The following is a 14,752-nucleotide window of genomic DNA, read 5'->3' as shown; positions in this document are numbered from 1 at the left end:
GCCATGCCGATGTTTTCCGTCATCATCCCGTGTTTCAACGCGGAAGAAACTCTGCCGCAGGCGCTGTCGGCGCTTTCGAAACAGAGTTTCGAGGATTTCGAGATCATCATCGTCGATGATGGCTCGACCGATAGCTCCTCGCAGATCGCCCATGCTTTCGCGGCGACGGATGAGCGTGCGAAAGTCGTCGAACTGACGAATGGCGGACCGAGCCGCGCACGCAATATCGGCGCTCTCGTTCATGCCACCGGCGACTACCTGGCCTTTCTGGATGCCGACGATGTATGGGCGCCGCAAAAGCTGGCGCGCATGGCGGCGGTCTTCTGTACGCCGAACAGCCCGGAAGCGCTCTACGCGAGGATCGGATTTTTCCGCAAGCAACTGAAGGCCGTTCGGACGCAGTCGACCGTTCGAGAAGGAGTGCTGAGCGCGCGCGACCTGCTTCGCGAAAACGCGGTCTGCACCATGTCGAATATCGTGGTGCGGCGCAGTGCCTTTCTCGAAAGTAGCGGCTTCAACAACGCGCTTCGCTACGGTGAAGACGTCGAGTGGCTTATCCGGTTGATCGGAACGGGCGCACGCGTCGAAGGAATCGACGAACTGCTTGTGTTCTACCGCACAAGCGATGCAGGCCTATCCGCCAATTTGAGAGCCATGCACACGGGTTGGCGGCGCACGCTGAACCTCGTCAAACGCATCGACCCGACTTTACGGCCGTCGGAGATCGCGGCGGCGGAAGCGATCCATCTTCGATACCTCGCGCGGCGGGCGCTGCGCATCCAGTCGGAGCCGCTGACCGCGCTCGGATTTGTTTTCAGCGCCCTGGCGAGAAGTCCGCTCGGTTTCTTTTCCGACCCGAAGCGCGGCGTGTTGACTGCCGCTGCCGCGCTAGCCGCGCCAGTGCTGCCGCGTGCGATGCACGACCGAACATTTGCCAACTGAACAGCCCGCAAGAGGAGATATGTCCATGACTGTAATTCAGCCCACCGCCAGTATCGTCGTGCCCGCCTATAATGTCGAAGCGACCGTAGCGGAGACGCTCAGCTCGCTTCTGGCACAGACCTTCACAGATCTCGAGATTGTTGTCGTTGACGATGGTTCGAGCGACCGGACGGTTCAGATCGTCGAAGGCTTTTCCGACCCCCGTATTCGACTGGTCTCGCAGCGAAATCGCGGGCTCGCAGGTGCGCATAATACCGGTATCCATGAAGCGCGAGGCGATTTTGTCGGCTTTTGCGATGCCGACGACCTCTGGCTGCCGGAGAAGCTTGAACGCCATATCGACCATCTGCGCGCCAGACCCGATGTCGGGATCAGCTTTTCGGGATCGCGCATGATCGATGAGAAAGGCAGGCCGCTCGGTATCGATCAGAAGCCAAAGCTTCAGAACCTGACGGCCGCAGACATTTTCAAGCGCAATCCGATAGGCAACGGCTCCACACCGGTCATCCGGCGCGCCGCGCTCGATGGTTTCGCGTATCGCCCGGCCTATGAAACCGAACGCGACTGGTGGTTCGACGAAAATTTTCGGCAGTCCGACGATATCGAAGGCTGGCTGCGTTTTGCGCTGACGCAGGACTGGACGATCGAGGGTATCCCCGGCCTGCTTACGCTCTATCGCATCCACACGGGGGCGCTGTCGGCCAATGTGGGTCGTCAGTTCGAGACCTGGAAGCGCATGCGCGACAAGATCGGCCACATAGCGCCGGCACTTGTCGAAAAGCAGGGCGCCGCCGCGACAGCCTACCAGCTCCGCTATTTGTGCCGGCGTGCGGTCTCAATGCGCGACGGCGATCTTGCCTGGGATTTCTGCCGCCGGTTCGTCGCAGCATCGCGACGTCCGTTGCTGGAGGAGCCGATCAAGACCGCCGTGACCATCGGCGCGGCCTTCACTCTGAAACTGCTTGGCGCCGGCATTTATCTGTTCGCCGAGCAGACCATGCTGAGCCGCCGCGCCGCCTGACCCCCCGATCTATAATGAAGAGGAGACTGACCATGATCCGTGCCGTAACCCATCTCATCGACGATGCCTCTTTCGGCGGTATCAATCGGATGCTCGATCACATGACGACGTCGCCTGCCCTGGGCGGACGCCATCACCACAGGATTGCCCGCGTCCAGCGCGGTCAGTTTTCGCCACCCAAGCTGTCGACCGACATCATCGTATCGCATCTGTCGATCAGCTGGGCGAATCTCGCCATGCTGACGGCGCTGCGCGCCATCTATCCGAACAACCCTCTGATCCATGTCGAACACAGCTATTGCGAGCGTTTCGCCGCGGCGCGTGTGGCAAATCGACTACGTTTCGACACGCTTTTGAAAACGGCCTATTCCCTGTTCGACAAGGTCGTTGCGGTAAGCGAGGCGCAAGGGGCCTGGATGCAGAGGCGTGGGTATTGCGCGCCTTCTCGCCTTGAGACGATTCCCTCATGCGTCGACCTGAGCCCGTTCTTCGATCTCGCCGACAAGCCTAGAGGGTCAACCTTCACGATCGGAGCTATTGGACGGTTCGATGAGCAGAAGGGTTTCGATATTCTGATCGACGCCTTTCGCGCCAATCCACGCCATGATCTACAGCTGGCGCTCTTCGGCGACGGTCCGGATCGACAGCGCCTCATGGATCGGGCGGGCTGCCATCCGCGCATCGCCTTTCACGGCTATGTGCCGAACACGGCGGACGCTGTGGCCCAGTGCGATGCCATTGCCATGCCCTCGCGCTGGGAACCCTATGGCCTTGTCGCGCTGGAAGCGATGGCGGCCGGGCGTCCTCTTCTCTGTCCGCGTATCGACGGGCTGAGCGATCACATCCGCAGCGGGGCGACCAATATCGGCGAAAACAGCGTCGACGGGTGGAAGGCCTTTCTGGAAAAGATGGAGGCTTACGTCGAACTGGACGACAGCCGCCGGCTTCGCCGCGCCGCCCGGCTGGCGGAGGACAGGTTCCTTCTCGGCTGGAACGAACTTCTCGATACCGTTGTCGGCTCCAATGCCGACCACGCCGAGGCAGCCTGACCGTCTTTCCCGTCCCTAAACGGCCAGGTTGTGGGCCGCCGGTGGCTAGCCGGCGGCCCATCTCTTTTTCGTTACCTTCAGTTGGTTGTCAGTCAGCTGTGGAAGCCACCATCTCACGGGCGTGGATGCCGAGAAGCAGCAGCGCGGGCCAAAGGAGATAGGCTTCGATCTCGATATTCTCGCCAAAGGTCAGAATCAGCATCACCAGCATGATCGACAGAGGCAGACGTCCGCGTTTATGGCAGACGCAGTCGACCGCGATGATAAGCGAGTGAGCGGCCATCGGCACCACGAGAGCGAAAAAGCCCGTCAGTCCTTTTACGAAAAGCAGACCATACCAGGTGTGATGACTGCCGATCGGCATATATTCGACAAGGTGAGGTCCCGGCTCGACCGTGCCATGCCCGAACCAGACCGCTTCGGTGTGCCAGCGCTCATAAGCGATCCGCTGCAAGGTTTCGCGAACGCGCGTGCTGTCCGCCCGCGCCGATTTGAATGCCGCAATTCCGTTGGTCGCAAAATCGAGCACCGCACCTCCGACCACCGCCATCGACGCGGCGATCCCTGCCGCCCACTGCCAGGCAACCCCCTTTGCCAGAAGAGGTATCATGCGCGGCGTGACGGTGCAGATGACGAGGGCGACAAGGCTCATGCGCGATTTCGACAGGAAGATCATCGCCAAACCGGCAAGGATGCCCGCAAGCATCCAGCGGCGATCACGGTCTTCCAGCGCGAAACACACCATGACCACGCCAAGCAGTCCGGCAAAAGGCGACCAGGGAGCGTAGAACTGCCAGCGCGGCGCGCCGCTCGCCGGATCGAGCGTATAGAAATAGACGGTGAAATATTCCGGACCAGGCCCGCCGGCCGCTTTGAGCGGGGAAACGAAAATGGTCTCCGGTAAACCGAGGGTGGGCGCGAGTACGAGGATTGGTAGAAGGATAAGGGTGATAAATCCGACGATGGTTTGCGCCCGGATCAGCACAATCCGTCGAATAGGCAGCACCGCCCCGGCAAATGGAAGCAGGAAAAGAAGAGCCCAGCCCTTTGCCCAGCCGATGGACGATTTGATCGTCTGGACGAGCCCAAGATCCCAGCCGAGATGTCCGGCCCACAGCGCTATCAGCATGACGAACATGCTTCCACCCCAGAGCAAGACGATTGCCGGCAAGGAGCCTGCCGTTTGCAAATCGGTGCGCATGGCGGGTCCGAGATAGAGCGATATAGCCGCCAGACAGGCAAGGAGCCATGCCACGACCGGTCCCACAATATAGAGTGCGCCGACAGCGTAGAACGCCCAGGTCAGCGTTATCGCCCAGAAGACAAAGGATTCAGCCGGATTAGCTCGTCGCATCGGGCGTCGGATCGGATTTTCGCCATGCGCCCGAAAGTCGGTCGATCAAAGGCCGGCGCAACCATGTCAGCGTCAGCCCTATTATGGCAAAGAGCGTCGCGGCAACGCCCGCGAAGAGGGCGAGAAGCGTGTTCGGCGACGAAGGCTCTAGCGGCAAGGTGGGCGGCTCGGCGATTTGTACCATTGGATAGGACGCGAAGACATCCGTTTTCGAGACGTTGAGGCGTGCAAGAGCCGATGTGAAGACCGCCTCGGCGACTTTGTAGTCCCGATCGAGTTTGTCGAGTTGAGAAGCGGCGGTGACCAGCTCGACCACCCGCGTTTCGGCATTTCGCAGTTCGGCGCGAAGAGCACCCAGCCGGGCGAGCTGGCCATCGCGCTTCGAGACTTCAGAAACCAGGCGGGAGAGTAGGGAGCCGCGCTCGCCATCGGCGGCGCGCTCCACCTGCCCGCGCAATTCTTCGATGGGAAGGCCTGTCACGATGACGGCCCGCTCGACCATACGAGACTGAACGCCGTCATGGCGCTCTCTTACGGAAACGACCTCGGGGTGGCGGGGGCCGTAGAGTTTGCCGAGCGAAGCCAGCTTGGCCGTTTCATCGGCCAGGCTTTTTGATAGCGTTGCATATTCGGGGTCGACATGCAGTTTGATCGTCCGCGCCGCCGCCTCCGCTGAAATGCCGAGCAGTGCGGCGAGGGAATCGACCGCGCGATCGGTGTTCTGAAGTTCCGCTTCGCCATCCGCGATACGCGACAACAGCGCCTCTTTCGTACGCACAATGTCGTCGAACTGATCTTGCGAGCTCAGTCCCGTTTTGACCTGCACGGCGCTGATCCGGTCGCGAATCTCGTTGACGGCATCCTGATACTTGCCGACCGTATCGGTCACGGACGCTTCGCGTCGCTTCATCTCGTCGTCGCGTAAATCGCTAAGTTCGGCCAGAAAGGCGGTGAGGAGAGCTTCGGTGCGTTCGCGCGCCGCACCGGGCGAGCCGCCCTTCATCTGAACGGTCATCAGGCTTGTCTGATCGACAAGTTTGATGCGCGGCCGCCCGAATGATGCCTCATCGATACCCGCGCTCTTGGAAGCGCGACGGATAACGCGGCCCGATTGCACCAGCTTCTGATAGGTCACGGTCGGACTGATGGATGAACTGGAATAGGGAGAATTGGCGGAAGTCGAGGCTTGCCCGATCTCCGAGAGATTGACCGAACTGGAAACTCCTGCGCCCGGCAATATCAGCGAAACGCTCGACGTGTAGCTCGGCGGCGCGAACTGGACGTAAAGTGCAATGGGAACCCATACCGCGCCGAGCACGGCCCCGATTGTGAGAACATAACGGGGAAGCCGGCCTGCATCGCCGATCCTGCCGCCGCGAAGCAGCCGCCGGAACGAGAGGCCGCCTAACGGTGTCCGGATAAGCCGTAGGATGTGCAGACGATAGAAGCGACCGGGTGAGGCCTCTGCGGCGATGTCGTCGCTATCGTGTCGTAAGTCGACCGGAACAGGGCGGCCGGCAAAGGATCGGACTGGCGCGTTCATGAAAGGCTCCTCGAATTGCCTCTCAACCTACGGGCAGGGTGGAACCAGGCTGCCGGCGTCATCGGATAAACGAGAGAAAAGAAGGATGGCCGATACTGTCCGAAAGGATAGGAGGCAGAGCACCCAGACCTAAAAGAGGCCTTCTTCCTTGGCGATGATGGCGGCCTGCGTCCGGTTCTTGGCGTCGAGTTTGCGGCAGAGTGTCTTGACGTGAAGCTTGATCGTGACTTCCTGCAAATCCAGATCGCGTGCGATCTCTTTGTTGGACTGGCCCTTCATGAGGCCATGAAGAACCTGCAATTCTCTCTCGGTGAGCTTTTCGGCAAGCGGATGAGAGGTCTGTTCTTCCGCCTCGGTCAGAAACTTGATCGGCGCATATTGTTCGCCCGCCGCCATGAAACGGATCGCATGGATCAGCGATTTGGCAGCAATCGTCTTCGGCAGGAAGCCGGCCGCGCCCATGGCCAGCGCCTCTTCTGCGGTCGAGCGGTCTATCGTGCCGGAAATGATCGCGACAGGGCTGCGAAAGTTCAGGTCCATCGCTCGTTTGAGCCCATCAAGACCTTCCATGCCCGGCATGGAATAGTCGAGAAGCACCAGATCGAAGGGGCCGGCCGACGTCATCTGTTCGGCCGCTTCGGGAAAATCGCCCGCAACGGAGATCGCCATATCCTTCTCGTTCTGAAGAAAGGCGCAGATGGTATCGCGGACCAGTTCATGATCATCCGCAAGCAGCAATTTCATGAGCGTCTCCGATTCTTGCGGGTTACTCAGTATCACAACCGCTCTTCCGGGCCGTAAACCCGAAGCTTAGTATTATACCTATTTCGTATAGGTCGGACTGATAATTCGGAGGTGTACGCCACTCCTCCGCTTGCACCGCTACGCTGATTGCCTTGTCCGTGGGCAAAGCAGGTCGGGCAATCTCCGTGCAAATGACGGAGACAGCCATGACCCATCTCGATACCTGCCAACTTTTTGGACTCGACATCGTAAGCTGCGGCCAGAGCGAGATAATCGACGCCATGCTGGATGACGAGACGCCCGATAAAACGGCCGTTTTCGTCAACGCGCACTGCATCAACGTGTCCGCACGCTCGGCCGACTATCGCTGGGCGCTGAACAAAGCGCGCTACGTTCTGCCGGATGGAGCCGGGATGGAACTGGCTGCGCGAATGAGTGGCCAGGGATTTTCGGCGAACCTCAATGGCACGGATTTGTTTCTGCCGTTGTGCGAAGAGGCAGCAAGGCGCGGCCTTTCCATCTATTTCTTCGGCAGCCGGGAAGGGGTGGCGCGTGACGCAGCGGATCATGCGGCCTATCTCGCCCCCGGTCTTAAAATCGCGGGAACACGTCACGGCTATTTCGAGGAAACGGAGAACGATGCGATCATCGATGCGATCAACCGCTCCGGAGCCGATATCGTGCTGGTGGCCCTTGGCGTGCCGGCACAGGAACTCTGGATAGCACGAAACCGCCATCGCCTTGACGCTTCGTTGGTGATGGGTGTCGGCGCTCAATTCGACTTCTGGTCGGGCCGCGTCCGGCGTGCACCGCCCGCTTTTCGGAAGGCGCGGTTGGAGTGGGCGTGGCGGCTGGCGCTCGAGCCGCGCCGCATGGCGAAACGCTATCTGATCGGCAATGTCACTTTCATCGTGCGTGCCGGGGTCGAAGCGCTTCGGCATCGGGCGATTGGGCGCTCTTCGGCGCTTCAGAACCGGGCGCTCGATCTGATTGTGGCGGGCGCAGGCCTCCTCTTGCTCGCCCCCCTTTTGGCGGCCATCGCAATCGCCATTAAAACGAGTTCGCCGGGTCCGGTTCTGTTTCGGCAGACCCGGATCGGTGAAAACGGACAGGCTTTCGAGGTACTGAAATTCCGGACCATGTATGTCGACGCTGAAAAGCGTCGCGGCGACGTGTTAGGCCTGACCGACCGGCGCGGCATCTGTTTCAAGGCGAAGAACGATCCGCGTATCACGCGCATTGGCCGCCTTTTGCGCCGTTACTCTCTCGATGAGCTGCCGCAACTCTTCAACGTGTTGAAGGGGCAGATGAGCGCGGTGGGTCCACGCCCCGCCCTACCCAGCGAGGTTGCCGCCTATCCGCCGGAAGCGCTCGAACGGCTGGCCTGCAAGCCGGGTCTGACGGGAGTGTGGCAGGTATCCGGGCGCGCGGAGATCGGTTTTGAGAAGATGGTCGATATGGATGTTGCCTATGTTCGTTCCAAGTCGGTCTTTCTCGACATAGCGCTTCTGGCGCTGACCGTCCGCGCGGTCTTCACCGGCCGCGGCGCTTATTGATGGATGGCGCGATATCGATGTCGGCTCTTGATCGCTCTCGTTTCACACGCAAGATATTAGTTGCCGATTACGATCATCCTTTGCCTGGCAGGTCGCGCGCCGCCATCTTGGCCATAGATTGCGGCCAGTCGGGATGGGCGGCTTCCGCCTGCCGGACAGCGCGGCCGAACCGCAACCAGGCGGACGGCCCGGCGATGCGCGGAATATGCGCCAGCTCCCAATGGATGCCATTGATCGGATCGTCGAAAAACACCGCATAATAGCCGGGCGCATAAATATCGTAGGCGGCGGGCGCTTCTGTGACCGGAATATCCTGCGGCACGAGGAAATCTCGATGGAAGCGATCGACTTCGCGCCGGCTCTTGGCCCACAGGGCGACATGATGAATGCCGGTGGATCTGGCGGAATGATCCAGCTTTTCGCCCGATTGAGCCGGTTGAAATCCGATATAGCTATGGGGGATGGGGAACCGCGCCATGTAATAGGTGGAGCGATATCCGACATCGACCGTCCAGAAGCTCTTATAACCCAGCCAACCGAACATTCGATCGTAAAACTCGACCGAGCGCTCATAGTCGAGGACCGAAAATTCGACGTGGTTTATCCCGCGCCACCGCATGTATCATTCCTCCTGAATGCACGATTAGACCAATAGGTCTACGATGCAATTCGATAGGAAAAAATGACAGCGTTCGGCTTTTACGCAGGAAAATTGAGAAGTAGAGCCAGTCTCAGGCGTCGCGCTCCATGATCCACTCGACCGCGGGATCGGCAACGAAGCGCCATTTGCGAAGCGGTCCGGCCATAACGTTGAGGTAATACATCTCAAAGCCGTAAGGGGCGCCGCAGGGATGATGGCCACGCGGCACGCACACGACGTCGCCGTCACCGAGGGCCATGGTTTCGTCGAGCGTGCCATCCTCGGTATAGACCCGCTGGATGCCGAAGCCATCGGCGGGGTTCAGCCGATGGTAATAGGTCTCTTCCAGATAGGTGATGCGCGGAAAGTCGTCCTCGTCGTGGCGGTGGCTCGGATAGGACGACCAATGGCCGGCGGGGGTGAACACTTCGGTGACGAGGAGGCTGTCGCAATAGTCCTCGTTCTCCATGGCGATATTGTTGATGTAGCGCGTATTGGTGCCCTTGCCGCGCTCGGTCAGCGTGATGCCATCCGGGCCGATGCGGCGCGCCTCGTGCCCGCCCTTGCCGGGCGCGGAGCAGACCGCGATGGTGCAGTCGGTCTCGGCGGTCGCCCGCCAGTCGGTGCCGTTCGGCAGATAGAGGCAGTGTGGCGGCGTTTTTTCGAACACGTTCATGCGTTCGCCGAGCACGCCCCAATCTTTATCCGCGCCGGTAATGGCGGCCTTGCCCTCGACCATGACGAGGATGACCTCGCGATCGCCGGTCGCTTCATCCGCCGTCTCGCCGGCGCGCAGGCGATATAGCAAGAAGCCGACATAGCGCCAGCCGGCACTCTGCGGCGTGATTTCATGCACTTTGCCATGGTTACCAAAGGGCTTTTTGAGCAAATCCGCCATTATTCGTCCTCTCCTTTGCCGTCGCCGTCGCTCAGTTGAGGACGCGCTGCCATTGGGCATTGGCGTTGTAACGTTCGCGCGCGTCTTCCAGACGCTCCGGCCCGCCGGTCTGCGGCACTGCGACATCCCACCAGCCGCCGCCGGCGCCTGTACCGGGAACGGCGTCGGTGTCGATCAGAATGACCGATGGGATGTCGCGATCACGCGCCTCGACGATTTTCTCTTCAAGTTCGGCAATCGAGCCGACCTTTTCGGCATGAGCGCCCATGGATGCCGCGTGGGCGACGAAGTCGATCTTCGGCCAGACGTCGCTATCTTTGTACATATTGTTGAACTCGGCGCCGCCGCACTCGATCTGCAGCCGGTTGATGCAGCCATAGCCGCTATTGTCGGTCAGCACGATCGTGAACGGCACCTTGCGCGCCGCCGCTGTCGCAAGTTCCGAATTGGCCATCATGTAAGAGCCGTCGCCGACGAAGCAGATCACCTCTTTCTCGGGCGCGGCGATGGCGATGCCCATGGCGCCCGCCACCTCATAGCCCATACAGCTATAGCCATATTCCATGTGATAGCCGTGCTGCGCCGCCTGCCACAGCACCTGCAGCGCACCCGGCATGGTGCCGGCGGCGCACATGGCGACGGTGTTGTCGCGGGCGACACGCTGCACCGCGCCGATCACCTGCGCGTCGGTTGGGCGATTGTCAGGACCGTCATTGTCCGGGCGCGCCGTCACCGTCTTCACGGCCTCGTGCCAGTCGGTGCGCGCCTTGGGATCGTGGGCATCGAAACGCACCCCGTCGAGCGCCTTCGTCAGACGCTGCAGCGCGACCTTGGCGTCTGAGACGAGCGGTGCTGCAAGATGCTTTTGTGCGTCATAGGGATGTAGATTGATCGAAATGAGCTTGCGTTCGGCATTCTTGAACAACGCCCAGGAGCCGGTGGTGAAATCCTGAAAGCGGGTGCCGATGCCGATCACCAGATCGGCCTTTTCGCAATGCTCGTTACCGCAGGCTGAACCGGTCACGCCGGGCGAGCCGAAGTTGAGTTTATGCGATGCTGCGACAGCGCCCTTGCCGGCCTGCGTTTCGACAACCGGCACGTTCAACGCTTCGGCGAAGGCGATCAGTTCGGCTTCCGCATCGGAATAGAGCACGCCACCGCCGGCAACGATGACAGGCTTTTCAGCCGCGCGGATCATCGCCGCGACATCTTCGACCTCACGCGGGTCCGGTTCGGGCCGGCGGATGCGCCATGTGCGCGGCTCGAAGAAGTGCGCCGGATAGTCGAACTCCTCGGCCTGCACATCCTGGCAGAAAGCGAGCGTCACCGGCCCGGCATTTTGCGGGTCGGTCATCACCGCTAGCGCGCGCGGCAACGCGGTCATCAGGTGCTCCGGCCGGGTGATGCGGTCGAAATAGCGGCTGACCGGCTTGAAGCAGTCATTGGCCGAAACCGTGCCGTCGTCGAAGTCCTCGACCTGTTGCAGCACCGGGTCGGGCCGGCGGTTGGCGAAGACGTCGCCGCAAATGAGCAGAATCGGCAGGCGGTTCACATGGGCCAACGCAGCCGACGTCACCATATTGGTCGAACCGGGGCCGATGGACGAGGTCACGGCCATCGCCTTTTGGCGCTTCTTCGTTTTGGTATAGGCGATGGCCGCATGGCACATGGTCTGTTCGTTCTGGCCGCGCCAGGTCGGGATCTCGTCGCGATAGCGATGCAGCGCCTCGCCGATGCCGGCGACATTGCCATGGCCGAAGATGGCCCAGACGCCCTCGATGAAGCGCTCGCCATCCTCGGTTTTCTGTTGCGCCAGCCATTTGATCATGGCCTGGGCGGCGGTGAGTGTAATCGTGTCGGTCATGCCGCCTTCTCCTGCGCGCGGGAACGCGCCCTGTTCCAGACGGTGCAGAGCCGCCGGAAATTATCTTCCATGGTCGAGACGGCTTCGCCGTCGCTGATGCGTCCGGCCAGCCAGTTGCGCGCCGTCTCGCCAAAGATCGTTCGGCCCACCGCAAAGCCTCTGACTAGCGGCTGAGCCGCAGCCAGTTCGAAGCTTTCGGCGAGTTCCGTCTCCGGCGCGTCGAGGCCTAGCACGACGATGCCGCGTGTATGGGCATCGTGTTTCTCGATGGCCGCGACCGCCTTGTTCCAGGCCGATTCGGTCCGGAACGGCTCCAGCTTCCACCAGTCGGGATAGATGTCGGCGGCGTAGACGCGCTCGATGATCGCCGGTGTGGTGTCCTCATCCACCGGCCCGACCTTCGAGGGGATCACTTCCAGCAGAAATTCCAGACGGTTGCGCCGCGCTGCTGCGAAAAGAGCCGTTAGCGTGCCGAGATGATCGTCCCACATCGCCTGATCGTCGTCCGGGTGACAGAAGCACAACGCCTTGACGACGTGGTTGCGCGGCCATTCGACAAAGCCGCCGAAATCGGGGCCGAGTTCCGGCTCGTAGCGAAGCGGGCGTGAGCCTGGCCATTCCACCGGGCGGCCGATCCATAGATTGGTGCCGGATGCAATCTGCAGCGCTTCGCGGCCGAGGCGGTTGTCACAGAGAATGCCATAGCCCGGCTGGCCATCCGCGACATTGCGCGTCGCCTGCAGGCAAAGTTTCTTGAACGCGCCGATCTTCTCGTTCGTCGCCCCTTCCATTTCCTCCAGTTGGACGCGATGGTCGAAGGCGAAGACGCGCATTTCGGACCAGTCGCCATGGCGGTTGGTCGACCAGTGAATCTGCTCAAGCGCCGGGTCGTTTCGCAGATCGGGCTGCTTGACACCGCGCTCCAGGAAGAATTGCAGCTCCTCCCAGCTCGGATAGGCCGGCGTGCAACCATGGCGGGACACCGCGAAGGCGCCGCAGGCATTGGCGTATTTGAGCGTTGTCGGCCAATCCTCATCGTCGAGCCAGCCCTTGAGCAGACCCGACATGAAACCGTCGCCCGCGCCGAGCACGTTGAAGACTTCGATCGGAAAGCCGGGGCCGGTCTGGCCGTCATCGAGGCTGTCCGGCACATCACCTTCGAAGGCGACTGCCCCCGCCGCGCCGCGTTTGCAGACGAGCGTCGCCCCGGAGACCGCGCGCACGGCCTGCAGCGCTTCCACCGTGTCGGTCGAACCGCCCGCGATATGGAATTCCTCTTCCGTGCCGACGATCAGGTCGAACCAGTGCAGCGTCGATTGCAGCTTCTCGGTGACCTTATCGCTCTCGACAAAACGGCTCTCGCCCTCGTCGTGGCCGGCTACGCCCCATAGGTTAGGGCGGTAATCGATATCCAGCGCGGTCCTGAGACCATGCTTTCGTGCAAGCTTCAGCGCCATCAGGACGGCCGCTTCGGTGCGCGGATGGCTGAGATGCGTACCCGTGACGACCAGTGCGCGCGACGATGCGATGAAGTCCTCGTCGATATCGTCTTCGTTGAGCGCCATGTCGGCGCAGTTTTCGCGATAAAAGATCAGCGGGAAGCTTTCCTCGTCTCGAATGCCCAGCAGCACCAGCGCCGTCAGCCGCTCCGGATCGGTGACCACGCCGGACGTATCGACGCCTTCGCGTTCGAGCTCCTCGCGAATGAAGCGGCCCATATGCTCGTTGCCGACGCGGGTGATCAACGCGCTTTTGAGACCGAGCCGTGCGGTGCCGCAGGCCATATTGGTGGGCGATCCGCCGATATATTTGTCGAATCCGCCCATATCCTCGAGCCGTCCGCCGATCTGCGATCCGTAAAGATCGACCGACGACCGGCCCAATGTGATGAGATCAAGCGTCTTATTCATACGTTTCGTCCTTCAAATCCCGCTTCGATGAGGAAGCGCCGGCTGGACGCCAGATCTCCCTGCACACTCGCCCTGTTACGCGGGTCGCGCTCTTGCTCGATGGTGATGTAACCGCCATAACCCCGCTCGCTCAGCAGCGCCTGAATGGCCTGGTAGTCGATATTTCCCGTGCCGATCGGGCACATCACGCCGCGCGCGCAGGCGTCGAAAAAGCGAATGCGCTCGCCCATGACTTCTCTGAAGATCACCGGATCGATATCCTTGAAGTGGATATAATCGACGCGATCCCAGTAGCGCTTAAGCGCCGTTACCGGGTCCATGCCGGCATAGGCCAGATGGCCGGTATCGAGACAGAGGCCGGCCAGATCGGCTGGAATGTCCTGCGCCAGACGCTCCAATTCGTCAGCAAATTCGATATAGCCGCCCGCATGAGGATGGATCGTCGTGCGAACATTGTACGTGTCGCGCGCCAGTTCGGCGATCGCATGGATATTGGCCATCATACCGGCCCAGCGTTCATCATCGAGACGCGGCGCCCGGTCAGAATGACCGGCGGTATAGTCGCGCTCATCATGGCCCCAATCCATGACCGTCAGATAAGGGGCGGCAAAGCGCTGGTCGGGATGGCGATGCGGCGCGGGCAAGGCGGTGATGAACGCGCAGATTTCTTCGGTCTGTTTAAGAAGGTTGTCGCGATTCCCCGGCGATACGAGATCATCGAAGATCGTTCCGGCCACGATGGAAAGCGCCCGTTTCTGCAGAGCTTCGCCAGTCCGGTTCGGATCGAGAGGCATATAGCCATAGGGGCCGAGTTCGAGACCGCCGAAGCCGGCTTCCGCGGCTTCGTCTAGCACAGTCTCCCATACCGGAAGGTGTGGACTCGCTACGTCATCGACACCCCAGCAGCATGGTGCGCAGGTAATGGTCACGGTCGCGCTCATCCCTGCGATCCCGCATTGACGGTTTCAAAGGTCAGCGAACGATGAAACTGCTCGTGAAAAGCGATGAAGCGCTTGGTATGTTCCTGCTCCATGTGGAATTCGTGCGCGGCCTTGTCTTTCCAAGTCTCCACGAAAACGAGCTTGTCTGGATCGTCGGTGCAGGTGAAGAAATCATAGGCAATGCAGCCCGGCTCGGCGCGCGTCGCGGCCTGCGCTTCCGGCGCGCGTTCAAGGATCTTGTCGCGCCCGCCTGGAACTGTTTCGATTGTGATGATGAACTTATACATGGC

At 61.0% G+C, this 14,752-nt stretch carries 13 protein-coding genes; 4 read left to right on the top strand and 9 right to left on the bottom strand.

Annotation, left to right across the window (positions count from 1 at the left end):
- Positions 1-3: 3 nt before the first annotated feature.
- From NIM86_RS06510 to NIM86_RS06500, 3 genes are read left to right on the top strand one after another with little or no spacing between them, the layout of a single operon-like run.
- Complete coding sequence (locus NIM86_RS06510) at positions 4-942, top strand: glycosyltransferase family A protein (RefSeq protein WP_253380172.1); 939 nt, start codon at positions 4-6, stop codon at positions 940-942.
- 25 nt (positions 943-967) lie between these two features.
- Positions 968-1,963, top strand: a complete 996-nt coding sequence (locus NIM86_RS06505; RefSeq protein ID WP_253380170.1) for a glycosyltransferase family A protein — start codon at positions 968-970, stop codon at positions 1,961-1,963.
- 32 nt (positions 1,964-1,995) lie between these two features.
- A complete protein-coding gene (locus NIM86_RS06500) occupies positions 1,996-3,012 on the top strand; it encodes a glycosyltransferase family 4 protein (protein WP_253380168.1) in 1,017 nt (338 codons plus the stop codon).
- Between the two features lie 88 nt (positions 3,013-3,100).
- Here NIM86_RS06500 and NIM86_RS06495 read toward each other — a convergent pair whose 3' ends face one another.
- The 3 genes from NIM86_RS06495 to NIM86_RS06485 form a co-directional block, all read right to left on the bottom strand.
- On the bottom strand, positions 3,101-4,366 hold the full coding sequence (locus NIM86_RS06495; RefSeq protein WP_253380166.1) for a hypothetical protein: 1,266 nt from the start codon (positions 4,364-4,366) through the stop codon (positions 3,101-3,103).
- Entirely contained in the window at positions 4,353-5,909 is a 1,557-nt protein-coding gene (locus tag NIM86_RS06490; RefSeq protein ID WP_253380164.1) for a hypothetical protein, read from the bottom strand. Before NIM86_RS06490 ends, NIM86_RS06495 begins: the two co-directional genes overlap by 14 nt.
- 129 nt (positions 5,910-6,038) lie before the next feature.
- Positions 6,039-6,653 (bottom strand): response regulator transcription factor, encoded by a 615-nt coding sequence (locus NIM86_RS06485; RefSeq protein WP_253380163.1) that lies wholly within the window; start codon positions 6,651-6,653, stop codon positions 6,039-6,041.
- Positions 6,654-6,859: 206 nt separating this feature from the next.
- Here NIM86_RS06485 and NIM86_RS06480 point away from each other — a divergent pair, with 206 nt between their 5' ends.
- Positions 6,860-8,209 carry a WecB/TagA/CpsF family glycosyltransferase gene (locus NIM86_RS06480; protein ID WP_253380161.1) on the top strand — a complete coding sequence of 450 codons (1,350 nt, stop codon included), beginning with the start codon at positions 6,860-6,862 and terminating at the stop codon, positions 8,207-8,209.
- A gap of 73 nt (positions 8,210-8,282) precedes the next feature.
- On the opposite strand, the gene NIM86_RS06475 is transcribed toward NIM86_RS06480, so the two are convergent.
- The 6 genes from NIM86_RS06475 to NIM86_RS06450 all read right to left on the bottom strand — a co-directional run bounded on the left by NIM86_RS06475 (position 8,283) and on the right by NIM86_RS06450 (position 14,749).
- Entirely contained in the window at positions 8,283-8,828 is a 546-nt protein-coding gene (locus NIM86_RS06475; protein WP_253380159.1) for a VOC family protein, read from the bottom strand.
- Between the two features lie 112 nt (positions 8,829-8,940).
- Positions 8,941-9,747 (bottom strand): 5-deoxy-glucuronate isomerase, encoded by an 807-nt coding sequence (gene iolB, locus NIM86_RS06470; protein ID WP_253380157.1) that lies wholly within the window; start codon positions 9,745-9,747, stop codon positions 8,941-8,943.
- Positions 9,748-9,778: 31 nt separating this feature from the next.
- Positions 9,779-11,611, bottom strand: a complete 1,833-nt coding sequence (gene iolD, locus NIM86_RS06465) for a 3D-(3,5/4)-trihydroxycyclohexane-1,2-dione acylhydrolase (decyclizing) (protein WP_253380156.1) — start codon at positions 11,609-11,611, stop codon at positions 9,779-9,781.
- A complete protein-coding gene (gene iolC / locus NIM86_RS06460) occupies positions 11,608-13,521 on the bottom strand; it encodes a 5-dehydro-2-deoxygluconokinase (protein WP_253380155.1) in 1,914 nt (637 codons plus the stop codon). The genes iolD and iolC overlap by 4 nt, the downstream gene beginning before the upstream one ends.
- Positions 13,518-14,462, bottom strand: a complete 945-nt coding sequence (locus tag NIM86_RS06455; protein WP_253380153.1) for a TIM barrel protein — start codon at positions 14,460-14,462, stop codon at positions 13,518-13,520. The genes iolC and NIM86_RS06455 overlap by 4 nt, the downstream gene beginning before the upstream one ends.
- Positions 14,459-14,749 carry a putative quinol monooxygenase gene (locus NIM86_RS06450; RefSeq protein ID WP_253380152.1) on the bottom strand — a complete coding sequence of 97 codons (291 nt, stop codon included), beginning with the start codon at positions 14,747-14,749 and terminating at the stop codon, positions 14,459-14,461. Before NIM86_RS06450 ends, NIM86_RS06455 begins: the two co-directional genes overlap by 4 nt.
- Positions 14,750-14,752: the final 3 nt, after the last annotated feature.

The sequence above is a fragment of the Notoacmeibacter sp. MSK16QG-6 genome (assembly GCF_024158145.1).
Lineage (GTDB): Bacteria > Pseudomonadota > Alphaproteobacteria > Rhizobiales > Rhizobiaceae > Notoacmeibacter.
This window is presented reverse-complemented; position numbering and strand designations above follow the sequence as displayed.